Annotated in this window: 14 protein-coding genes and 1 pseudogene; 12 read left to right on the top strand and 3 right to left on the bottom strand. The window is 69.2% G+C overall.

Annotated features, from left to right (window positions below; genetic code table 11):
* Positions 1-62 precede the first annotated feature (62 nt).
* Complete coding sequence (locus PSH25_RS07075) at positions 63-3,605, bottom strand: ThuA domain-containing protein (protein WP_238658224.1); 3,543 nt, start codon at positions 3,603-3,605, stop codon at positions 63-65.
* 520 nt (positions 3,606-4,125) lie between these two features.
* Here PSH25_RS07075 and PSH25_RS07070 point away from each other — a divergent pair.
* The 6 genes from PSH25_RS07070 to PSH25_RS07045 all read left to right on the top strand — a co-directional run bounded on the left by PSH25_RS07070 (position 4,126) and on the right by PSH25_RS07045 (position 12,178).
* Positions 4,126-5,637, top strand: a complete 1,512-nt coding sequence (locus PSH25_RS07070; RefSeq protein ID WP_238658223.1) for a sugar ABC transporter ATP-binding protein — start codon at positions 4,126-4,128, stop codon at positions 5,635-5,637.
* A gap of 55 nt (positions 5,638-5,692) precedes the next feature.
* Complete coding sequence (locus PSH25_RS07065; RefSeq protein WP_238658222.1) at positions 5,693-6,664, top strand: ABC transporter permease; 972 nt, start codon at positions 5,693-5,695, stop codon at positions 6,662-6,664.
* Between the two features lie 2 nt (positions 6,665-6,666).
* Positions 6,667-7,650, top strand: coding sequence for an ABC transporter permease (locus PSH25_RS07060; RefSeq protein WP_238658221.1), 984 nt, complete (start codon positions 6,667-6,669; stop codon positions 7,648-7,650).
* Between the two features lie 13 nt (positions 7,651-7,663).
* Entirely contained in the window at positions 7,664-8,845 is a 1,182-nt protein-coding gene (locus PSH25_RS07055) for a substrate-binding domain-containing protein (protein WP_238658220.1), read from the top strand.
* 6 nt (positions 8,846-8,851) lie between these two features.
* Positions 8,852-9,703 carry a sugar phosphate isomerase/epimerase family protein gene (locus PSH25_RS07050; RefSeq protein WP_238658219.1) on the top strand — a complete coding sequence of 284 codons (852 nt, stop codon included), beginning with the start codon at positions 8,852-8,854 and terminating at the stop codon, positions 9,701-9,703.
* A gap of 81 nt (positions 9,704-9,784) precedes the next feature.
* Positions 9,785-12,178 (top strand): RICIN domain-containing protein, encoded by a 2,394-nt coding sequence (locus PSH25_RS07045; protein WP_238658218.1) that lies wholly within the window; start codon positions 9,785-9,787, stop codon positions 12,176-12,178.
* 63 nt (positions 12,179-12,241) lie between these two features.
* Here the strand turns inward: PSH25_RS07045 and PSH25_RS07040 are convergent.
* Positions 12,242-13,201: pseudogene (locus PSH25_RS07040) on the bottom strand (family 43 glycosylhydrolase); the annotation flags it as partial.
* A 54-nt stretch (positions 13,202-13,255) separates the two neighbouring features.
* Complete coding sequence (locus PSH25_RS07035; RefSeq protein WP_238658216.1) at positions 13,256-14,281, bottom strand: LacI family DNA-binding transcriptional regulator; 1,026 nt, start codon at positions 14,279-14,281, stop codon at positions 13,256-13,258.
* Positions 14,282-14,654: 373 nt separating this feature from the next.
* On the opposite strand from PSH25_RS07035, the gene PSH25_RS07030 reads away from it, so the two are divergent.
* From PSH25_RS07030 to PSH25_RS07005, 6 genes are all read left to right on the top strand, one after another.
* Entirely contained in the window at positions 14,655-16,010 is a 1,356-nt protein-coding gene (locus tag PSH25_RS07030; protein WP_238658215.1) for an ABC transporter substrate-binding protein, read from the top strand.
* Positions 16,007-16,960: a carbohydrate ABC transporter permease gene (locus PSH25_RS07025; RefSeq protein WP_238658214.1), complete on the top strand. Its 954-nt coding sequence runs from the start codon at positions 16,007-16,009 to the stop codon at positions 16,958-16,960. Before PSH25_RS07030 ends, PSH25_RS07025 begins: the two co-directional genes overlap by 4 nt.
* Positions 16,957-17,781 (top strand): carbohydrate ABC transporter permease, encoded by an 825-nt coding sequence (locus tag PSH25_RS07020; protein WP_124860646.1) that lies wholly within the window; start codon positions 16,957-16,959, stop codon positions 17,779-17,781. Before PSH25_RS07025 ends, PSH25_RS07020 begins: the two co-directional genes overlap by 4 nt.
* 3 nt (positions 17,782-17,784) lie before the next feature.
* Entirely contained in the window at positions 17,785-18,939 is a 1,155-nt protein-coding gene (locus PSH25_RS07015) for a serine hydrolase domain-containing protein (RefSeq protein ID WP_238658213.1), read from the top strand.
* Between the two features lie 236 nt (positions 18,940-19,175).
* Complete coding sequence (locus PSH25_RS07010; RefSeq protein WP_238658277.1) at positions 19,176-21,686, top strand: glycoside hydrolase family 43 protein; 2,511 nt, start codon at positions 19,176-19,178, stop codon at positions 21,684-21,686.
* Positions 21,687-21,886: 200 nt separating this feature from the next.
* Positions 21,887-24,307: a family 43 glycosylhydrolase gene (locus PSH25_RS07005; RefSeq protein WP_238658212.1), complete on the top strand. Its 2,421-nt coding sequence runs from the start codon at positions 21,887-21,889 to the stop codon at positions 24,305-24,307.
* Positions 24,308-24,331: the final 24 nt, after the last annotated feature.

The raw sequence follows: 24,331 nt of genomic DNA, 5'->3' as shown, positions 1-24,331 counted from the left end.
GCTCCGTTCCTCGGATACCGGTCCCGACCGGGACGTCAACTGTTACCGCGACAGCCGCGGGGTCACACGGCGGTGAACCGCCACTGCTGGTTGGTGGCGCTGTGGCAGGTCCACTGCAACAGCCGGGCGCCGTCGGTGGTGGCGGCACCGTTGACGTCCACGCAGAGCCCGCTCAGCACGTTGCGCACCGTGTACACGCCGGAGGTTCCCGTCGCGGTGGCGGTGAACTTCTGCTGGTTGCCGTTGTTGCAGGTGGCCTGCTGGAGGAAGGCCCCCGCCGCGGTGGAGCTGCCGACCACCTCGACGCACTTGCCGCTGTGCACCGCCTTCAGGTAGACCGCACCGCTGCCGGCGTCGACCGCCTGCCACTTCTGGTTGTTGCCCCCGGTGGACGCCCACTGGGTGATCTGGGCGCCGTCGGCGGTGGAGACACCGCTGACGTCCATCAGCTTGTTGCTGTGCTGTGCCGTGACCGTGTAGGTCTTCCCCGCCAGGCCACCGCCGGTGCCGGGTGTCCCGACGCCGTTTCCGCCGAAGGTGTGCGAGTCGAGGTCGAACGAGTTGCTGCTGTTCTTGAACACCATGTATAGCGTCTGTGTCCCGCTGAGCGCGGCGACGCTCACCGGAGTCGTGGACTGGTAGTTGTCCCAGCCGCCCGTACTGGGCACCGTGGTGGTGGCCAGCAGGGTGCCGGTCGGCGAGCCGGCGCGCAGCTCGATCGAACCCCCACCGGAGGGCGACGACACCCGGTAGCTGACCGTCGAGATGCCCGACAGGCTCATCGGGCTGAACGCGATCCAGTCGTTGGTGGAGATGTCACCGACACGCTTGGTGCTCTCCGCCGCTGCCTGGTCGACGACCCGGATGCCGGACTGGCTGCTGAAGTACTCGGCCTGCTTGTGCTTCGGTTGCAGGATCACCTGCGCGGTGCCGGTGAGCGGGGCCGCGCCCCCGGCGCCACCGCTGTCGGTGTAGCGGGCGTTGAGCACGTAGAACAGGTTCGCGCCATCGGGGTGCCCACCGAGCAGGTCGGTGGAGATGGTGCCGGAGCAGCCCGGGTACTCGGTGGTCTCGTGCGCGTGGTCGTCGTGACCCAGCGCCGGGTTGAGGATCACCTTCGAACAGTCGACCGTGCCGCCGTCGGGGTCGGTGACGGTGATCTGGTAGGGCACCTTGTCGCCGAAGGTGAGCATGCCTCCGTTGGGCGGGGTGGTGATGGTGACCACCGGTGCGCTGTTGCCGACGGTGATCTGGACGTTGGCGAAGCCCGTCTTACCGGTGTTGTCGGTGACCTTCAACTGGGCCGTGTAGTTGCCGTTGGCGGTGTAGACCTTCGACGGGTTGGCCGCCGTGGAGGTGGTGCCGTCGCCGAACGTCCACTGGTAGGTCAGCGTGTTGCCGTCCGGGTCGGACGTGCCCGCGCTGCTGAACTGGACGGTCAGTGGTGCGGTGCCGCTGGTGGGCGTGCCGGTGGCCTTGACGATCGGTGACCGGCCGCCCTGGATGTAGTCGATGCGGTAGAGCCCGGAGTCGCTGTTGCCGCCACCAAAGTTGGTGCCCCACTCCAGCAGGTAGAGCGAGCCGTCCTTACCGAACTCCATGTCCATCGGCTTGTTGAAGCCACCACCGGGCAGGAACGGGTTGGTGCGGGTCACCGCCGAGGAGGAGTCGAAGTGCACCTCCTTGACGTAGTTGCGCGACCACTCGTAGAAGAAGTGCACGCCGTCGTAGTAGGGCGGGAACTTCGTCGCGGACGGGTTCGACGCGTCGTAGCGGTAGACCGGGCCGCCCATCGGCGCGGAGCCGCCGGAGCCGAGCTCCGGGAAGGTCGGCGAGGTGCCGTAGCCGTACCAGATGTTGGGTGCGACGACCGGCTTCAAGCTGGTCAGGCCGGTGTTGTTGGGCGAGTTGTTGACCGGTGCCGAGCAGTTGAACTTGGCGCCGACCACGCCGGTGTCGGGGTTGAACGGCGCGTAGGGCTGGTTGTCACCGTGGCAGAACGGCCAGCCGTAGTTGCCGGGCGTCTTGATCACGTTGAGCTCGACCAGGCCCTCGGGGCCCCGGTTGGTGGTCGGCGGGTTGCGGTCCGGCCCGTAGTCGGCCAGGTAGACCCAGCCGGTGGCCGCGTCGATGGAGAAACGGAACGGGTTGCGGAAGCCCATCGCGTAGATTTCCGGCTTGGTCTGCGCCGTGCCCTGCGGGTAGAGGTTGCCGCTCGGGATGGTGTAGCTGCCGCTGGCCCCGGGACGGATACGCAGGAGTTTGCCGCGCAGGTCGTTGGTGTTGCCCGCGGTCCGGGCCGCGTCCAGGTTGGACTTGCCCGAGCGCCAGTCCAACGGGGCGTAGCCCTGCCAGTTGGGGTCGAGGTTCGGGGGCGTGTCGTCACCGGTGCCGATGAAGAGGTTCCCGTCCGGACCGAACTCGATGTAACCGCCGGTGTGCCCGGGCTCCGGGAACGTCCGGTCCCGGTACGCCGGGATGTCGATGATCGTCACACCGCTGGACATGTTCAACGTGTCACCGCTGAGGGTGTAGCGGGAGACGCGGTTGACGTCTGTCGAGCTGCTCGCCGGTGAGTGGTACAGGTACACGTACCCGTTTGTGGCGAAGTTGGGGTCCAGCGCCATGCCGGTGAGACCGTCCTCGCCGCCGGTGTAGACGCTCAGCGTCCCGGCGGTCACGGTGCTGTTGGTGGAGGGCTTGAAGATCTTCAGCTGCCCGCCACGCTGCGCGTAGAACACCCGCCCGTCCGGGGCCACCGCCATCGCCATCGGGTCGACGGTGTTGTCATCCAGGGTGCGCTTCTCGAAGTTGCCCCAGACGGTGCCGCCGCAGTCGCCGGGAGCGTTGCCGGCGGCCCACTTGATGCCACCGAGGACGTGGTTCTGGAAGTTCGTCTCGCTGTAGGAGGCGATTGCGTGGCCCATCGCGGTGGCCCACACGCGCCCGCCGCCGGTGTCCCGACACCAGGAGATCGGGTGGTCCGGGCCCATCGCCCGGGATCCTGGATTGTAGGTGCGCTCGTCGGCGGTCACCAGGACGTGCACCTTGCCACGCGGGTTGGAGTCGAAGTTGTACCACTCCTCGCTGCGGTTCCACCGATCCGGCAGAGAGGCCGTCGACGGGTGCTTCTTGTCGGCGACGATGGCGGTGCCGGGCAGCACGCCGGGGGAGTGCTCCGGCATGTGGGCGCCGCCGTTGATGGTGTTGTCCCACCACGGGTACTCGGACTCGATGCCCATGTCGGTGGCGTTGTGGATGGCCACGATGCCCTTGCCGCTGGCGAGGTAGCCCTCGACCGCCTGGCGTTGGGCTGCCGAGGTCCAGACCATGCCGGAGGTCTGGAGCATCACGATGACGTCGAAGGTCGCCAGGTTGGACGCGGTGAAGACGCTCGAGTCCTCGGTCGCCACCACCTCGAAGTTGTTCGCGGTGGCCTGCTGCTGGAGCATGCTGATCCCGGCGGGGATCGAGTCGTGTCGGTAGCCGGTGGTCTTGCTGAACACGAGGGCGCGGAAGGCCGGGGCCGCCGACGCGGGTGGAGCGAGTCCGAGCGCCAGTAACAGGCCGGCGATCACCGAGATGAGCAATGTGTTACGACGCATGCCGTCTCCTAGGTTGGGCGGGCGTAGGGATTGCGACCACGGGTCCCACGACGCGCCAGGTTGACCTGGACACGCGAGGGACACGGGCGCGGGGGTCTGTCCTCATGCCGTTCGCCGCAACGGCAGTCAGACCTGCGGGACGTCACACAGCGTGATGCTGGCCGTGGTTCTCGTCCCGTGGTCCACGAGGTCAGGATGAGCTAGAGATAGAAGACTGTCAATTCACGGAGTAACGTCCGACGTCCTGCCCGGTGGACGGCGGCCGCGCTCGGCTCCCTCGCTGCGGTGCCACCTGTCGATCGCGGCCCGGGCTGGCAGTCGGGCTTGATCGAGGATTGCGGACCCGCATCCAAACATCTATCTTCATACGTGTGATGTTTCCTCGATGTCAAGGAAATGTTTTCGACGCGCGAACGTAAGCCATGGCTGTTCCTACGAAAGTTTGATGTCCAGCGCTTCAAAGTCGCCGTAGTGTGGCATTGAATCCTGTCGATAACTACTGTCTGTGAGGGCACTCGGGATGTCAGACTCGCGGCCGGTGCCGCTGCTCACCCTCCGGGGCATCGGCAAGTCCTTCCTCGGAGTCCGCGTTCTCGACGGTGTCGACCTCGACGTCGCGCCGGGCGAGGTGCACGCCGTGGTCGGTGAGAACGGCGCCGGGAAGTCGACCCTCATGAAGATCGTCTCGGGCGGGTACGCCCCGGACGGGGGCACTGTCGAGTTCGCCGGTGCGACGCGGACGTTCCGTGGCCCGCGCGACGCGCAGCGGGCCGGCATCGGCATCATCCACCAGGAGTTCAACCTGCTCCCGGAGCGCACCGTCGCGGAGAACGTCTACCTGGGGCACGAGCCGGTCCGCCGCGGGCTCGTCGACCGTCGGGAGATGCTCGACCGCACCACGCGGCTGCTCGCCTCGATCGGTGAGACCACGTTGCCGGCCGACGCCCGGGTGGGGCAGTTGGGCGTCGCGCAGCAGCAGGTCGTCGAGATCGCCAAGGCGCTCGCCCTGGACGCGCGGCTGCTCATCATGGACGAACCGACCGCCGCGCTGGCCGACCACGAGGTCGAGCTGCTCTACGGACTGGTGCGCCGACTCCAGGAGCGGGGCATCGGGCTGCTGTACGTCTCGCACCGGCTCGCCGAGGTCTTCGACCTGTCCGGTCGGATCACCGTGCTCAAGGACGGCCGCCGGGTCACCACCGTGGACACCGCGGACACCACCGCCGACGAGTTGGTGCGGCACATGGTCGGCCGGGAACTGTCCAGCTACTACCCGGACCGGGCCGCCCCGGAGGACCGGGGCCCGGTGCGGCTCAACCTTCGCGACGCGGGTAACCGGAAGCTGCGGGACGTCAACCTCCAGTTGCGCGCCGGTGAGGTGCTCGGCATCGGCGGGTTGCAGGGCTCCGGGCGCTCGGCGCTGGCCCGTGCGATCTTCGGGGTGTCGCCGTTCACGACCGGGGACGTCACGCTCGACGACCGGCCGGTCCGACTGCGCTCACCCCGCACCGCGATGCGGGCCGGCATCGCCTACGTCACCGAGGACCGCAAGGGCGAGGGAATCGTCCCCCGGCAGTCGGTGCTCGACAACGCGCTGCTCGCCAGCCGGGCCGTCTTCGCTGCCCGGTCCGGCCGCGCGGCGAGGACCGTCCGGGTGCGCGAGTTGCTGGCCGCCGTGGAGGTCCGCGGCGCCGGCGACGACCAGGAGATCCGCTTCCTGTCCGGGGGCAACCAGCAGAAGGTCGTGCTGGCCCGCTGGCTCGCGCTCAACCCGCGGATCCTGCTCTTCGACGAGCCGACCCGGGGCATCGACGTGGGCGCGAAGTCAGCCATCCACGACCTCGTCCGCCGCCTCGCCCGTGATGGCGCGGCCGTGCTGATGATCTCGTCCGACCTACCGGAGCTGCTGGGGATGAGTGACCGGATCGTCGTCATGCGGGACGGTCACGTCGCGGGCGAGCTGCCCGCCGGCGCGACCGAGGAGGAGGTCGTCGCGTTGGCGGTCGGCACCGTGCGGGAGCCGGTCCAGTGAGCGCGAGGAGTGAGCCGGGTTTGCGAGCCCCGCAGTCGCGAGCAGAGGTGATCCAGTGAGCGCTCTGTCGCTGCTGCCGGCCCGGCGTCCCGTACCGGGCGTCTTCGTGGCCCTGACCCTCACCCTCACGATCGGCTGGCTGGTCGTCCTGTTCGACGGCGGTCAGCTCTTCAACCAGTCCACGACGGTGAGTCTGCTGCATGTCGCCGCCGGCCTCGGGTTGGTCGCGGTCGGCCAGACCCTGGTGATCCTGGGCGGCTCGCTCGACCTCTCGGTGGCCTACGTGATCAGCCTCAGCACCCTCGTCGCGGCCGAGACGATGAACGGCAGCGACGGCGCGGTGCTGCCGGCGATCGGCCTGGTGCTGGTCGTCAGCGCCGGCGTCGGGCTGCTCAACGGGCTGCTCGTCACCCGGTTCCGGGTCAACGCGTTCATCGCGACCCTCGGCGTCGGGCTGCTGCTCAAGGGTTACCTCGACAACGGCTACGACGGCCCGGCCGGCGCCACCGCGCCCTCGCTCGTGCAGTCGCTCGGCTACCAGCGCGTCGGGCCGGTGCCGGTGTCGTTCCTGCTGCTGATAGTCGTGACCGCGGCGGCCTGGTTCGCGCTGTCGCGGACCCGCTTCGGCCACCATCTGGTCGCCGTCGGTGGGGATCCGGAGGTGGCCCGGCTCTCCGGTGTCCGCAACGACCGGGTCCTCGTCACCGCCCACGTCCTGTGTTCGATGTGCGCGGGGCTCGCCGGCATCTATCTCGCCAGTCGGCTCGGCTCGGGCGCCCCGCGGGTCGGCACCGAGGGGCTCTACGACCTGGAGTCGATCGCCGCGGTGGTGATCGGCGGCACCGCCCTCGCCGGTGGGCGCGGCGGCGTCATCGGCACGGTCGGCGGGGTGCTGCTGCTCGCCAGCATCGACGCCATCTTCAACCAGCTCGAGGTCGACGCCTTCTTCAAGCAGGTGATCCGGGGCGTCATCATCATCGCCGCGGTCGCCGTCTACGCCCGCCGGGCCATGCGAAAGGCGGCCTAGCCATGCAGACCGTCCAGCCCCGTTCCCTGCCGCTGCGTCTGCCGCGGGTGCGTCCCGGTGGTGTCCTGCCGATCCTCGTGATCCTCGCGGTGCTGTTGGTGCTCGTCGGCATCCGGCAGCCCGACTTCCTGGCCCCGCCGTCGCTGATGTCCTTCCTCGGTCGTTCGGCGCCGATCATCCTGCTCGCCGCCGGCCAGTACTTCGTGATCGTGTCCGGCGAGTTCGACCTCTCGGTCGGGTCCCTGGTGACCGCGCAGGTGGTGGTCGCCGCCCGGCTGATCGACAGCGACCCGGCGCGTACCTGGCCGGTGGTGCTGCTCCTGCTCGCCTTCGGAGCGCTGGTCGGGCTGGTCAACGGCCTGATCACGACGCGGCTGCGGGTGCCGTCGTTCATCACCACCCTCGGCATGTTCCTGATCCTCGTGGGCGCGGTCTACCTCTGGTCCGACGGCGCCCCGAAGGGTGGGCTCTCCGAGGAGTTCCGGCGGTTCGGCCGGCGGGCCTTCGAGGACGTGCCTCTGCTGGGCCGCGTGCCGTACGCGCTGCTGGTCCTGGTGGTCCTGGCGGTGGCGGCCGTGCTGCTGATGCGCTCCGACTTCGGTCGGACGCTTGTCGCCGTCGGCGACAACCCGCGCACCGCCGAGTTGAGCGGCGTACGCGTGTGGCGTACCCGGACCTTCGCCTTCATCCTCAGCGGGCTCGCGGCGGCGGTGGCGGCGATCCTCCTGGGCGGCTACAGCGGCGTGTCGTTCCAGGCCGGTGCGGGCCTGGAGTTCGGCGCGATCACCGCGGTCGTCCTCGGTGGGGTGGCGCTCGGCGGGGGTCGCGGCGCGGTCGTCGGGGCGATGCTCGGCGCGCTGACCCTCGAGCTGCTGTTCGCCCTCATGAATTTCTACGGCGTCTCCGGCGCCCTCAGGTCGACCGTCCAGGGCGGGATCATCCTGCTCGCCGTGGCGGTCTCGGCAACGCGTTCTTCGTCGAGATAAAGGGGAAACCATAGTGCGACGTTCCATGGCGGCGCTTGCCGCTGTCACCCTGCTGTCCCTCGCCGCCTGCTCCACCGACGAGCCGGCCGCGGGCCCGTCGGGGAGCGCCTCCGCCGCCGGGTCCGGCACCGGAGAGCAGTCGAAGTTCTTCGTACAGGCCGACTACGACGCCGAGCTGGCGCTGCTCGACGCGGCGCCGACGGGCCCGGCCGACAAGCCGTGGGAGCAGGCGCTCAACCCGACGATGGTCGACACCGCCAAGTTCAAGAAGAGCGGTCCCCACAAGATCTGCTTCTCGAACGCGGCCCTGAACAACCCCTGGCGGCAGGTCGGCTTCAAGACCATGCAGGCCGAGGTCGAGGCGCAGAAGAGCCGCATCAAGGAGTTCGTGCACGTCGACGCCGAGGGCAAGGACCAGAAGCAGATCGCGGACATCAACGATCTGCTCGGCAAGGGCTGCGACGCGCTCATCGTCTCGCCGAACACCACCGCCACGCTCACCCCGGCCGTCGAGGCGGCCTGCCAGGCCGGGCTGCCGGTCGTCGTCTTCGACCGTGGTGTCAACACGAAGTGCCCGGTGACGTTCATCAACCCCATCGGCGGTTACGGCTTCGGCCACGTCGGGGCCGAGTTCGTCAGCCAGAAGATGAAGCCCGGCGGCAAGGTCCTCGCGCTGCGGATCCTGCCCGGCGTCGACGTCCTGGAGACCCGCTGGTCGGCGGCGAAGGTGGCGTTCGACAAGGCGAAGGTCGACGTCGTCGGCGTCGAGTTCACCGACGGTGACCCGGCCAAGACCAAGAAGATCGTCGACGACTACATCCAGCGGTACGGCACGATCGACGGGGTCTGGATGGACGCCGGAGCGGTGGCCGTCGCGGCGGTCGAGGCGTTCCAGGACGCGGGCAAGCCCGTTCCGCCGATGAACGGCGAGGACCAGCTCGACTTCCTGAAGATCTGGAAGGACAAGAAGCTCACGGCGATCGCGCCGACCTACCCGACCTACCAGTGGCGTACGCCGATCATCGCGGCGCTGCGGATCCTCGACGGCCAGCAGGTGTCCAGCCCGTGGAAGCTGCCGCAGCCGACCGTCACCCAGGACAACCTGGACCAGTACCTCGACGCGGGCATGCCGCCGCTGCACTACGCGATGTGCGGCTGCACCGACCTGCCCGGTTACCCGCAGCGCTGGAAGTAGGGTCCGATGTACGCCATCGGCGTCAACCCCTGGGTCTGGGCCTCGCCGGTCGACGACAAGGCCCTGGCCGAGCTGATCCCGCGGATCGCCGCGTTCGGCTTCGACGCGGTCGAGTTGCCGATCGAGCAGCCCGGCGACTGGGACCCGATCCGTACCCGGGACCTGTTGGCGGCGCACGGCCTCGTCGCCGCCGGCGTCTGCGCGGTCACCCCGCCGGGGCGGGAGCTTGTCGACGCCGCGCCGGCGGTCGTCGAGTCGACGGTGGCGTACCTCAAGGGCTGCGTGGCGAGCGCGGCGGCCGTCGGCGCACCGTGCGTCGGCGGTCCCGCGTACGCCTCGGTGGGCCGCACCTGGCGGATGTCACCGGCGGCCCGCGCGGCCTGCTACGCGGATTTCCGGCGGGCCCTGGCGCCGGTGGCCGAGCAGGCCGGCGAGTTGGGCGTGAGCATCGGTGTCGAGGCGTTGAACCGCTACGAGACGAGCGTCGTCAACACGATCCAGCAGACGATCGAGTTGATCGACGGGCTACCGCCGAACGTCGGCATCATGATCGACACCTATCACATGAACATCGAGGAGGCCGACCCCTACGCGGCCCTCGCCGCCGCCGGCCGGCACATCAAGCACGTCCAGGTCAGCGGCACCAACCGGGGCGCTCCCGGTGCCGACCACTTCGACTGGCCCCGCTTCTTCGCCGTCCTGCGGGACACCGGCTACCAGGGCGCGATCTGCATCGAGTCGTTCACGGCGGAGAACGAGGCCATCGCCACCGCCGCGGCGATCTGGCGTCCGTTGGCCCCCTCGCAGGACCGTCTCGCCACGGACGGCCTGCGCTATCTCCGGGAGATCCTCGGATGACCGCCCCGGCCCGCCACCCCCGCGCTGGTTGAGGCCGTTCCGCCACCCCCATCCCCGTTCTCATGTCAGGAGCACCGTCCCGTGTCCTCGTCCCTCTCGTCGCTGCGCCGACTGCTGGCCGGCGCCGCCGCGACAGCGGTGACCGCCCTGGTCGCGGTAACCGCCTCGGCGTCCCCGGCCCTCGCGGCCACCACCACCCTCTACGCGTCGCCCTCCGGCACCGGCACCGCGTGTTCCGCCAGCCAACCGTGTTCGCTGACCGCCGCCCAGACCGCGGTGCGGGGGATCAACAGCGCGATGTCCGGTGACATCGTCGTGGAGCTGGCCAACGGCGCGTACCGGCTCTCGTCGCCGCTGCGGTTCACCGCCGCCGACTCGGGCAACAACGGCTATCAGGTGATCTGGCGGGCGGCCGCCGGCGCCCGTCCGACGATCACCGGCGCCCGGGCCGTCACCGGTTGGTCGCTCGTCGACTCCGGGAAGAACATCTGGCGGGCCAACGTGCCCGCCGGGCTCGACTCCCGTCAGCTCTACGTCAACGGGGCCGTCGCCACCCGGGCGCGTACCGCCGTGAACCGCGCCGACTTCACCTTCACCACGTCCGGCATGCGGTTCACCAAGAGCGCGCTCAACTACCTCAACAACCTCGGCAACCAGAACCGGGTCGAGGTGGAGAGCGTCGGCTCGTTCACCGACCGGTACTCGCCGGTGCAGAGCATCAGCGGCAACTTCCTGACGATGCAGCAGCCCGCGTGGAACAACAACACCTTCGGGTTCGACACCCTCTCCAGCCCGCACCGCGCCGGGCCCTTCTACCTGACCAACGCGTACGAGTTCCTGGACTCGGCGGGGGAGTGGTATCTCAACCCGAGCAACGGTCAGCTCAACTACATCCCGCTCGCCGGGCAGAACATGAGCTCCGTCAGCGTCGAGTTGCCACAGTTGCAGTCCCTGGTCAACGTCGGCGGCACCCTCGACGCGCCCGCGCACCACATCTCGTTCAGCGGCATCACCTTCACTGGCACGAGCTGGCTCGGCCCGAGCAGCAGCAACGGCTTCGCCGACCAGCAGACCGGCGCCCACATCACCGGCACCTGGTCCCGTCCGTCCGACGCGCTGACCTCCTGCCAGGCCGGCTGCCCCCAGTTCGAGGCCACCCGGCCCAACTGGAACCAGATGCCCGCCGCCGTGCAGGTCTCCGCGGCCAACACCGTCACCTTCAGCGACTCCCAGTTCGTCAACCTCGGGCAGACGGCGATCGGCATCGGCAACGACGCCAACGCCCACGCCAGCGGTGTCGGCCTGGCCGCCAACAACATCACCGTCACCCGCTCCGAGATCGCCCGCAACTCGGCCGGTGGCATCGTGGTCGGTGGCGTACGCGCCGACGCCCACCACCCCGGTGACCAGCGGATGGTCAACCGCAACATCACCATCAGCAACAACCGGGTGCACGATCTCGGCCTGGAGTACCGGGGTGTCGTCTCGATCCTGACGACCTACGTGAACACGGCGACGGTCTCGTACAACGAGGTTTACAACATGCCGTACACCGGTCTGTCGGTCGGCTACGGCTGGGGCGCCAACGACGCCGGCGGCAGCCAGCACTACGCGAACCGGGGCCTGTACAACTACCAGCCGCGGTACACCACGGCGACCACCGCGGCCAACAACCAGGTCATCGGCAACTACGTGCACGACGTGATGCAGCAGATGACCGACGGCGGGTGCATCTACACGCTGTCGGCGAACCCGGGCGGAACCATCAACCAGAACTACTGCCTGCGGACCAACGGCTGGTTCGGGCTCTACTTCGACGAGGGCTCCCGCTACTACACCGCCCGTAACAACGTGTTCTCCTCCACCGGCACCTGGGCCACCGCCAACTACTGGTACGCGGAGAACATGGGCAACTTCACCGTCACCAACAACTGGTCGACCAACGGCAGCACGAACGTGACGAACGGCGACCGGGGCAACGTCGTCAACGGCAACGTCACGGTCAGCAACGGTAGTTGGCCGTCGGGCGCGCAGACGGTGATCAACACGGCTGGCGTGCAGAGCGGCGGCAGCACCAACCCGACGAACGTGCAGATCGTGGGCGTCCAGTCGGGTCGGTGCGCCGAGATCGGCAGCTCCAGCACCACCAACGGCACGCAGGCCCAGATCTGGGACTGCATCAGCGCGGCCACCAACCAGCGGTGGACCCACACCGCCAGCCGGCAGCTCATGGTCTACGGCACCAAGTGCCTGGACGCCTCTGGCCAGGGCACCAGCAACGGCACCACGGTGGTGATCTGGGACTGCAACGGTCAGCCCAACCAGCAGTGGAACGTCAACGCCAACGGCACGATCACCGGAGTGCAGTCGGGTCTCTGCCTGGACGCCAACGGCGCCGCGACGGCGAACGGCACGAAGTTGATCCTCTGGTCCTGCACCGGCGGCACCAACCAGCAGTGGCAGCTGCGTAGCTGATCTAGGAGCTGGGCACTGACAGGTCCGGGCCGAGGCGACGCGCCTCGGCCCGGACCTGTCCGGTTACGGCTCTTCGACCACGGTCAGCCCGGTCGCGGCTGCGTAGCGGACCGGGATGGGATCGGTGAGTTCCCCGACGAACGTCTCGTCGACGTGGTCGAGGAAGCCGACGAGGGACCAGTCGTCGGCGGGTCCGGGAACCAGCCGGGGCGCGTACAGGTGCGGGTGGGCGAACGGTTGGGCGGCCGCGATGTCCCACGGCCCGAGGGTGGTCTCGCCGGTCGCCACCCAGATCCGGTGGTCGTCGCGCCGGGCGCTGCCGGTGGCGTCGGTGGAGAACAGCAGCAGCGGCTGCCCGTCGAGGACGGCGACCTGGGGCACCTCGAGGTGACCGAAGCCGGCCGGTGTCGACAGCGGCGGCGCGACGGTCCAGGTGACGAGGTCGGTGGAGGTGGCGTGGCCGACGACGCCACGGGTGTTCGCCGGCCCGGTGTTGGCGCGGGCGGTGATGAGCATGTGCCAACCCTTGCCGTCGGGGTCGGGGAACACCCACGGGTCGCGCCACGCCTGCTCGTACCACAGCTCCTTGTCCAGCAGCTCGTACCAGGTGGGGTCGGCCTGGACGACCGGCTCGGTGCCGTGCCGGTGCCAGGTCATGAGGTCGTCGGAGACGGCCAGTCCGATGCGTTGGACCAGCCCGTCCTCGGCCCGACCGACCCCGGTGTAGAACAGGTACCACCGTCCGTCCGGCCCGCGGACCGTGCAGCCCGTCCAGGTCGCCAGGTCGTCCCAGCTCGGCGCGTCGGCGGGGACCACGGCGTCGGCGACCAGGCGCCAGGAGCGCAGGTCCGCCGAGACGGCGTGGCCGATCGTGGCACGGCGGTGGCGGCGGTGCGGGTCGTGCAGGGCGCGGGACGCGCGCAGGAAGAACACGTGCCAGAGGCCGTTGTCGTCCCGCGCGTACCAGCTGTCCCACACCCAGTGGTCGGGTAGACGAAGCATGGTCGAAAACCTAGCACTAAACCGTTTTAGCGTCGGCCAAGGCCAATCCGACGGTACGGGCCGGAGGGCCGTTGGTCAGCCGGCCGGAGGCGCGAGGGACCGGCGTCGGCGCAGGGGCATCGGAACCAGGGAGGGCTCGGTGGCGCCCCCGTCCAGGAGCAGTTCGACCGCGCGCCGCCCCATCTGCTCGTGCGGCAGTGCCGTGGTGGCCAGGCTGGGACGCAACCAGGCGGCGATCGGGTCGTCGTCGAAGGAGATGACCGAGATATCCTCCGGGACGGTCAGCCCCGCCTCCCCGAGCGCCTGGTAGGCACCGAAGGCGAGCCGGTCGTTCATGCAGATGATCGCGCTGGGTCGCTTCGGCTTGCTCAGCAGGCCGCGCATGGCGGCGTACCCGTGCTCGGGCAACCACTCGGTGCAGAAACACTCGGCCAGGAGGCTGACCTCCGCCTCGTCCAGCGTCTGCCGGATGCCCTGCAGACGGGCGCGGGCGGCGAGCGAGACCTCCGGGTCGTCCTCCTTGAGCCGGTTGCGACCGATGAGCGCGATCGCGTCGCGGTGGCCGAGCTCCAGCAGGGCGGTGGCCACCGAGCGGCCGGCCCCCTCGTCGTCGGGGACCACGCTGGGCAGGCCGTCGGGGCTGGTGGCGTTGAGAAGCACCACCGGGCCGCCGAGGATGGCCGCGGGCACCGTCAGCCGTCGGGTCGCCATCGCCGCGTAGATCACGCCGTCGACCTGCCGGTCCAGGACGGCCTCGATGGCGTACTGCTCGAAGGTGGCGTCGCCCTGCGTCTCGGTGATGAGCAGGACGTGGTCGCGTTCACGGGCCGCGTCGAGGGCGCCGCGGATGAGGTCACCGGCGAACCGCGTGGTGGCCACGATGTCGGAGACGAACGCGATGGTGGCCGTCTTGCGGGTGCGGAGACTGCGCGCGGCGAGGTTGGGCCGGTAGCCGAGTTCCTCGGCGGCGGCGAACACCCGCTGGTGCGCCTCGGCCGAAAGCCGGGTGCCCTCTCTGCCGTTGAGCACCATCGACGCGGCGGTCTTGGACAGCCCGGCTCGCTGCGCGACGTCGGCGAGTGTTGCTCTGTTGCGGCCCATCAGTCCTCCGAATCAGGGCGCGGCGCCACAGGCGCCGCTCCTGCCCATCATGATGCGTCGCCGTCCCGGATCGAGCGGCGGTCACGTCGGCGCGGTGTGAACCCGACGTTTCCGCACCGTTGCCAAGTTGTCCTTGACAGCTTCCCGTGCCGCGCGCATGCTCTGCTAAATCAGTTTAGCGACCACTTCTGGTGCATCCAGAGGTGCCTTCGGTGGCCGTGCCGGGTTCTTTTCTGCTGACGGTACGGGTGCTGCGCCCGGGCGGCAGGTCACGGCGTACGTGTCGTGGCCGCCACCCGGTCGCGGTGGTCCCGGTGGAGCCGTCGCGCGGCCGTGGGTCGCGGGACGCGTGGAGATGTCAAGGAGTCATGAAATGGCAGAATTGCTGACAAAGTTTCCGCGACGGAGAACGGTGCTCCTCGCGTCGCTGCTGGCGGTCGGGATGACCGCGACAGCCTGTAGCGCCCCGGGGGAGGACCGGTCGTCGACCCAGAAGTCGGATGCCGCCGTCAAGACGGAGCTGGGGACCGACCCGATCACCCTGGAGATGTACGCGGAGACCGGCTTCCCGCTGGCCAAGGCGCTGGCCGACGAGTTCTCCAAGCAGCACTCGAACGTCAAGTTCAACATCCGCGAGGACCAGTTCACGGTCATCGTGGAGAACGCGCCCCGGGTGATGGCCTCGGACAACTCGCCCGACATCATCCGGCTCCCGACCATGGTCGACCTGGTCAAGGACGACCTGCTCAAGAACCTCGACCCGTACTTCACCGCGTACGGCTGGGACAAGTTCCCCGCCTCGCAGCTCATGCAGCTGCGCGTCGGCGACAACACGCGGGGCACCGGTTCGCTGTACGGGATGGGGCTCGGCTACAGCGTCACCGGCGTCTTCTACAACAAGAAGCTGGCCACTCAGATCGGCATGACCCAGCCGCCGGCCACGGTCGCCGAGTTCGAGGAGCTGCTGGCCAAGGCGAAGACCGGCGGCGTCCAGCCGATCATGCAGTTCAACAAGAACACCGCGGGCATCAACTTCCCGCACCAGGCCCTGCAGAACCAGTTCGGCGACCCGACCCAGGTCGCTGACTGGATCTTCCAGAAGCCGGGGGCCACGTTCGACACCCCGGCCGCCCTGAAGGCCACCCAGACCATCCAGAAGTGGGCGCAGGCCGGCTACTTCACGAAGGACGCCAACGCCCTGGACTACGCGGGCATGGTGGGGGAGTTCCAGAAGGGCAACGGCCTGTTCATGTTCAACGGTGACTGGGAGTCGGCCAACCTCGACAAGTCGATGCCCGGCAACGTGGGCTTCTTCCTCTTCCCCACCGAGTCTCCCGGTGGCAAGCACGTGGCGATGTCCGCCCCCAACACCTTCGGCGTCTCCGCCAAAGCCAAGAACCCGGACGCCGCCGCGTACTTCCTGAACTGGGTGCACACCAACGCCAAGGCCCGCGAGATCTCGGTGACGGTCGGCGGCTCCAGCCCCGGCGGCCCGAGTGACCTGCCGGTGCCCAGCGCCGCCCCGAACACCGTGCTGGCCGAGACCCTGAAGGCGTCACAGCAGCTCGGCGCGGAGAACGGCGCGGTGGACTTCACCGCGAACGCGACCGGCGGCATCTTCGCCGCCGCGATCACCCCGGAGATGCAGAAGCTGATCGCCGGCCAGCAGACACCCGAGGGGTACGTGAAGGCGGTCCAGGCCGAGTACCAGAAGGAACTGTCCCGATGACGTCTGCCCTCGGCAGCGCACCAACCGGGCGCGACGACCGTCGCGCCCGTCCCACCCCCACGCGGGCCCACCGATCCCGGTGGGCCCGCGCGGCCGGGACCGGCTGGTTGTACGTCCTGCCCGCCCTGGTGATGTACGCGGTGTTCGTCCTGCGCCCGCTCGTCCTGACGCTCCAGTACTCGCTCTACGACTGGAACGGGATCGGGGTGGCCCGCTGGGTGGGCCTGGACAACTACCTCACCGTCTTCACCGACAGCGACCTGCTGAAAATCATCGGCAACGCGATCGTCCTGATCGTCTTCTTCAGCTTCATCCCCGTCGCGCTCGGACTGTTGGTGGCGAGCATGGTTCGCCGGATCACCACCGGCGCGTTCGGCACCGTCGTCCGGACCATCCTGTTCCTGCCGCAGGTCATCCCCCTGGTGGCGGCGGGCATCGCGTGGAGCTGGCTGCTCTCGTCGAACGGACTTGTCAACCAGGCGCTGCGGGCGGTCGGGCTGGGTGGCGTCGCCCGCGCCTGGCTCGGCGACTTCGACACGGCGCTGCCTGCCGTGGGCGTCATCGGGGCCTGGGTCCTGCTGGGCCTCTGCACGATCCTGTTGGTCACCGGCATGAGCAAGATCGACCCAGCGCTGTACGAGGCCGCCCGCCTGGACGGTGCCGGTCCGGTCCGTGAGTTCCTCGCCGTGACCCTGCCCAGCCTGCGCCAGGAGATCGGCGTCTGCCTCACCGTCACGATCATCGCGGCGCTGGCGAGCTTCGACATCGTCTACATCTCGACCAGTGGCGGCCCCGGCCTGCAAACCACCGTGCCGGGCCTGGAGATCTACCGGCTGGCCTTCTCGCAGCGGCAGGTGGGGCTCGCCTCGGCGCTCGCCGTCGTGCTCATGCTGCTGGTGCTGGCGTGTGTGCTGCCGATCCAGCGCCTGAGCCGAGGGGAGAAGCCATGAACCTGAGCCGACGCGAACAGTTGACCGGGCGGGTCTTCCTGATCGCCCTGATCGTCGTCACCCTGCTGCCGTTCGTGAGCATGCTCTCGGCGGCGTTGCAGCCCCGTGGCACCGTGCCCAGCGGGCTCGAGTGGCCGTCCGACCCGCAGTGGGGGAACTTCGCCGACGCCTTCACCGCCGCGAACATGGGTGCCCTGCTCCGCTCCAGCCTGCTCATCGTGGCCGGCGTCGTACCGGTGTCGGTGCTCATCGCGACCATGGCCGGCTTCGGGCTCGGTCAGTTGCGGGTGCCCGGCGGCCGACTCGTCTTCGGCCTCTTCCTGCTGGGGCTGACCCTGCCGTTCGAGGCCGTGGTCACGCCGCTCTACTACCAGATGCAGGATCTCGGCCTGCTCAACACGCGCTGGGCCATCATCCTGCCGCTGATCGGGCTGTACATGCCGTTCGCGGTGTTCTGGATGCGGGCGCACTTCACCAACGTGCCGGTCGAGTTGTCCGAGGCGGCCCGGGTGGACGGCAGCAGCACGTGGCAGTTGTTCTGGCGGGTCCAGGTGCCGCTCGCCCGGCCGGCGATCGCCTCGCTGACGATCCTGATGTTCCTCTGGACGTGGAACCAGTTCCTGCTCGCCATCGTCCTGGTCGACGACGCCACCAAACGCACCATGGCCGGCGCGCTCGGCGCGTTCCAGGGCCAGTGGGGCACCGACCTGGTGCTGCTGTGTGCCGGGTCGTTGCTGATCCTCACCCCGACCCTCATCGTGTTCCTGATCTTCCAGCGACAGTTCATCAAGGCCCTGATCCAAGGGTCAGTGAAGGGGTAGCCAGTGGCCACGCAGCCGCAGATCCACGGCGACGTCGACAATCGCTACGGGCGCGTCGCCGACGTCTTCCGCGACAACTTCACCACCGGGGGAGAGGTCGGCGCCGCGGTCACCGTCTACGTGCGGGGTCGCAAGGTCGTCGACCTGTACGGCGGGGTCGCCGACCCCCGGACCGGGCGACCCTGGGACGCGCACACGCCGGCCGTCGTCTTCTCCTGCACCAAGGGAATCCTGGCGGTCTGCGCCTACCTGCTGGCCCAACAGGGCCGGCTCGACCTCGACGCCCCCGTGACCCGTTACTGGCCGGAGTTCGGGCAGCGCGGCAAGGCGTACATCCCGGTGCGCTGGCTGCTCACGCACCAGGCCGGTCTGCCCGCGGTGGACCGACCCCTGACCCTCGACGAGGTCCTGGCGTGGGATCCGGTCATCGAGGCGATCGAGGCGCAGGCACCGTTGTGGGAGCCGGGCACGGCGCACGGCTACCACTCGATGACCTACGGCTGGCTGGTCGGAGAGGTGATCCACCGCATCACCGGCCAACTGCCCGGCGCGTTCTTCGCCGACACCGTCGCGGGCCCGCTCGGCCTGCGCACCTGGCTCGGGCTTCCGGCCGCCGAGAGCCACACCGTCGCCTGGGACCTGGCACCGCCACCGGACCCCGACCCGTTCGAGGACCCGGTCGCCGAACGGGGCATCACCATGGGGGGCGCCTTCGCCTTCCCCGCCGACGCCGACGGCCTGGTCAGCTTCAACGACGAAGCCATCCGGGCCGCCGGTGTTCCCGGCGCGGGCGCGGTGAGCACCGCCGACGGCCTCGCGCGCCTCTACGCCGCCTGCGTCTCCGACCTCGCGGGTGGACCTCTGCTCACGGCCGCGTCGGTGGACGACGCGGTCGTCGTCCGGTCGCGTGGTCAGCAGCGGCACGGCCCGCCGGACACCGGGCAGCGCTGGGGTACGGGCTTCCTGCTGCACTCACCACCGGCCCGGCCCCTGCTGGGTGAGCGCAGCTTCGGCCACGACGGCGCGGGCGGGAACCTGGCCTTCGCCGACGCCGAGCACCAGGTGGGATTCGGCTACGTGGTCAACCAGATGCGCGGAATGGGCGACGAGCGCGCCAACCGCCTCACCGCCGCCCTCCGCGCCTGCCTCCAAGGCTGAGGATTCCGGTCCGGTGCGCCTCCGGTGATCATGAAGTTATTGCCCTCGATGACGGCGTGTCGGCGCAATAACTTCATGATCAACGGCGTTCCGCCCGGGGTGCCACCGTCCATTGTGGTGGGCGAGCGGTGTTACGGGGATACTTCGGGCACGTTTCATCGATAGTCTTGACAGGCTTTGTTAGCGATAACACGATGGCCTTCACGCCGCTCTCGCGTTTGGAGCTCGCCTTGGTCGTGTCGGTCCGCTCGCGTGTCCTGAACATCGCCCGCACCTCCGCTGTGAACAGCCTGAACGCCGCCGCTCACCACGCCACCAACACCTTGACCCGACTGGCGTCCACAGTGCGCCCGGATCGCCTTCGTTCACTGTGCGCGTTCGCATCGGCGGCCGTTTTGGTCGGCGCGGGCCTGGTAGCCACGCCGGCCGCCGCGCACGGCGCCGACGGCTGGTCGCCCCGATCGTCGTACACCTCGACCGACACCGGCGCCGGCACCTACTCGGTGCCGCTGCTCAACGCCGACGTGCCGGACATCAGCGTCGAGCGGGTGCCAGCCGCCGAGAACGACGAGGGCCGCGACCTCTACTACATGATCAGCACGACCATGCACCTGAGCCCGGGCGCGCCGATCATGAAGTCGTACGACCTCGTCAACTGGGAGATCGTCAACTACGTCTTCGACCGGGCGAGCATCGGCGACTCCTTCTCCCTGCGCAACGGCCAGAACTCGTACGGCCAGGGCCAGTGGGCGTCGTCGCTGCGTTACCACGACGGCACGTTCTACGCCGTCTTCAACACCAACAACCTCAGCGGTGCGTACCTGTACCGCACCGACGACATCGAGAACGGCGCGTGGCAGCGCACCGCCCTCGGCCGTGGCCTGCACGACCCGTCGCTCTTCTTCGACGTCGACGGCACCCCGTACATCTTCTACGGCTCCGGGGGCACCAGCGCCGTACGCCTCAACGCCGACCTGACGGCCATCGCGCAGGACTACCCGAACATCTTCACGGCGAGCAACTACGCCGGGCAGCCGTTCATCGGCGGCCTGTTCGAGGGCGCGCAGGTCTACCACATCGACGGCTGGTACTACGCCGTCATCATCACCTGGCCGTCCGGGCAGGGGCGTCAGGTGGTGATGTTCCGGTCGAAGGACCTGCTCGGGCGCTACACCTCGGTCGGCGGGGTCAACACCTACGAGGCGCGCGGAGTGCTCAACTCCAACGGCTTCGCGCAGGGCAGCCTGGTGCCGATCAGCCGCGCGGGCGGCGGGACCGACTGGCACGGCATGTTCTTCCGGGACACGTTCCCGATCGGCCGGATCCCGGCGCTCATCCCCGCCACCTGGCAGGACGGGTGGCCGACCTTCGGCACCAACGGCGTCGTGCCGGTCAACGGCCTGTTCGACAAGCCGATCAAGCTCAGCCCGGCCGAGGAGCTGTTCGAGCGGCAGAAGAGCATCGTCGCCTCGGACGACTTCGCCAACGACGCGCCGCACAAGGCGTACCAGGACGAGCAGTGGACGGTCCCCGCGCCGCTCGACCCGGTGGAGATCGCCCCCAACGGCTCGCGGCTGGACCTGGCGTGGGAGTGGAACCACGCCCCGGACAACCGGTACTGGTCGCTCACCGACCGCGACGGCTGGCTGCGGTTGACGGCCGGCAAGGTGGTCACCGGCCAGTACGTCTACACGAAGCTGTCCAACCGGGCTGAGCTGGCGTGGTTCGAGGAGGCACGCAACACGCTCTCGCAGCGCACGTTCGGGCCGCGGCAGTCGGCGCAGACCCGGATGGACATCACCGGGATGAGGAACGGCGACGTCGCGGGCCTGGCCGCCTACAACCGCGGATTCTCGTACGTGGCGGTCAAGCGGGTCGGTGACGTCAACACCCTCGGCGTCGTGAACCGGTCGCAGCCGTTCGCTGTCGACCTCGACCAGTCGACCCTGGAGAACTTCGTCTCCGGCACGACGGTGTCGCTGGGCGACGCGACCGAGGTGCACGTGAAGGCGGACCTGGACTTCTCCTCGCCGGTCGGCCAACTGTGGACGGCGTTCTACTACAGCCTGGACGGGGTCCAGTGGACCCGGCTCGGCAACCGCGTGGGCCCGCAGGCGCTCGACGGCAGCCTCGCGCACTTCATGGGTCACCGGGTGGGCCTGTTCAACTACGCGACCCAGCAGACCGGCGGCCACGTCGACTTCGACGACTACCTGCTCAGCGACGTGCTGACCGCGCAGGCCCGGCCACTGGACACCACCGCCCTCGACGCGGCCATCGCCCACGCGCAGACGCTCGACGCGCGCCACTACCCGGCCGACGCCTGGGCCGCGACACAGTCCGCGCTGGCGGCGGCGACGTCGGCACGGGCCGGCCAGTTCGGCACCCAGAACCAGATCGACGCACCGGAGCGGGCGCTCAGCTACCAACTGGCCCGACTCGGCGTGCTGGCGGCGCTGCCCGTGACGACCACCGCTCAGGTGCGCTGCCTGAGTGGCAGGGCGTACGTGGCGGTGCAGGCGCGCAACGACTCGGCCGAGCCGGTCGACATCACGGTGGAGACCCCGTACGGGAACCGGTCGTTCGCGGCCGTCGCGCCGGGAGCGAACGTCTACCAGTCGTTCAACACCCGCGCCGCGTCGGTGGCGGCCGGCTCGGCGACGGTCCGGGTCACCGGCACGGTCGCCGGCCGGGACGTGACCACCGTCCACTCCGCGCCGCACCCCGCCAACGCCTGCGGCGGATAACCCCACCACGAGACCTCGGCTCACCGGCCAGCACCACCGGCGACCGGCCGGGCGGCGCGGAACAGCGGATCCCGCCCGCGCCGGCCACCGTCGGACCGGTGGCGGCAGTCCACCTCGGATGTCCGGACCACCCACGGAAGCACACCCACCGATCCCCCGTACACCGATGACCGCACGTCAGAGATGAAGGAGGATGTCTCGTGGAACAACGAATGCGACGGGCGACCCGAGGACGGGTCGCAGCGCTCGCGACAGTAGGCCTGCTGCTGGCCACCGGGTTCGTCGCCCCGGCGGCGCCGGTCCAGGCCGCCGACACGAACCTCGTCGTCAACGGCGGGTTCGAGGACGGCCTGGCCAACTGGTTCGTCAACAACGGAAACGCCACCGACGGCGCCCAGTTGTCGGCCACGTCGGACGCCTACTCCGGCGCGAACGCCGCGCTCGTCACCAGCCGGACGACAACCGGGTCCGGGCCGATGCAGGACCTCAGCGGCAAGGTGCAGGCCGGCCAGGCGTACACCCTCACGGCCCGCATCAAGTACGAGAACGAGAGCGGACCGGCCACGAAGCAGTTCTTCGCCACCATGCACTACGGCGGAGGCACCTACACGAACCTCGTCAGCGTGACGGCGACGAAGGGTCAGTGGGCGCAGTTCAACGGAACGTTCACGATCCCGGCGACGCAGACCGTGTCGACGGCGCGCCTGTTCTTCGAGACCCCCTGGACGAGCACGCCGTCCACGGACCCGGCCCTGCACCTCATGGACTTCAAGCTCGACGACGTGTCGGTGATCGGCGCCGCGCCGCCCGCGCCGGCCTCGAAGACCATCGAGGTCGTCGGCAAGCTGCCCGGGGAGCACAACCCGTTGATCGGGCACAAGTTCGGGGCTGACGGCTTCGGCCTCGTGCACGACGGTCGGGTCTACATGTACATGACAAACGACACCCAGGGCTACGCCCCCAACCCGACCACGGGCGTCTCGCCGGGGATCAACTACGGCGACATCAACCAGATCACGGTGATCTCCTCGGAGGACCTCGTGAACTGGACGGACCACGGTGAGATCCAGGTCGCCGGCCCGAACGGGGTGGCCCCGTTCACCGCCAACTCGTGGGCTCCGGGCATCACCAAGAAGGTGGTGAACGGGGTGGAGAAGTTCTTCCTCTACTACGCCAACGGTGGTGGCTCCAGCAACGTGATCACGGGCGCGTCGCCGCTCGGCCCGTGGACCAGCGAGCGCACGAGCACGCTCATCGACGGTCGTACCCCCGGTGCCGAGACCGTCGCGTGGAAGTTCGACCCGGCCCCGTTCGTCGACGACGACGGCCAGCCGTACCTCTACTTCGGTGGTGGTCCCGCGTCGACGAGCATGCCGCCGGCCGAGCGCTTCAACAACCCGAAGAACATCCGGGCGATCGCACTCGGCGACGACATGGTCTCGACCGAGGGGACGGCCGCGGTGGTCGACGCCCCGGTCGCCTTCGAGGCGGGTCACGTCTTCAAGCGCCAGGGCAGGTACTACTTCTCGTACTCGTCGCACTTCGGCGGAAACGACTTCGGTGGCAACCAGCAGCCGCTGCCCGGTTACCCCGGGGGTGGCCAGATCGGCTACATGATCTCCGACGGCCCGATGTCGTGGCCGAAGGAGACCTACGCCGGGGTGCTCTTCCCGAACCAGTCGCAGTTCTTCGGGGCCGGCACCGGTGGTAACAACCACCAGTCGGTGTTCGAGTTCGGGGGCAAGTACTACTTCACCTACCACGCCCCGACGCTGAACAAGCGCATCAACGGCAACACCACCCAGGGGTACCGCAGCCCGCACATCCAGGAACTGACCTTCAACCCGGACGGCACGATCCAGCAGGTCGTCGGCACGTACGAGGGCGTGGACCAGGTCCGGGACTTCGACCCGTACCGCGTCTTCGAGGCCGAGACCTTCGGCTGGAGCAAGGGCGTCGCGACCACGAAGGTCGACGGCAGCTCCGCCCAGTTCGGTGGCGCGGCGCCGAACCTGGTGGTCCGCGACATCGACAACGGCGACTGGACGGCGTTGTCCTCGGTGAGCTTCGGGGACAACGGCGCACAGAACCTGACGGCTCGGGTGCGTGCGCTCGCCGCCGGCGGGCAGGTCCAGGTCCGGCTGGACGACGTCAACGGTCCCGTCGTCGGCACGGTCGCGGTGGACACGCCGGTCGGACAGTGGGCCGAGGTGACCGCCGAACTCGACGGCGTCAGCGGCGTGCACGACGTCTACTTCACCTACACCGGCCCGGCCGGCGTCGACCTCTTCGAGATCGACAACTGGGCCTTCGCGGCGGCCACCCTCGACCTGCCCGTCACGGCCAGCGCGTCGACGCGCTGCGTGGGAGGCAAGGCGTACGTGACGGTGCAGGCGCGCAACGACCATGACGCGCCGGTGGGCATCACCCTGGAGACGCCGTACGGCGAGCGGTCGTTCGCGGCCGTCGCGCCGGGCGCGAACGCCTACCAGTCGTTCAACACCCGTGCCGTGTCGGTGTCGGCGGGGTCGGCGACGGTCCGGGTGACCGGGGCGATCGGCGGACAGGACGTGACGACCGTCCACACCGTGCAACACCCCGCCGGCACCTGCGGCGGATAACCCCTGATGGCGGAGAACGGAGAT

This window comes from Micromonospora foliorum (genome assembly GCF_022229015.1).
Classification (GTDB): domain Bacteria; phylum Actinomycetota; class Actinomycetes; order Mycobacteriales; family Micromonosporaceae; genus Micromonospora; species Micromonospora foliorum.
The sequence above is the reverse complement of the archived record's forward strand: the minus strand, read 5'-3'. Positions and strand labels throughout refer to the sequence as shown.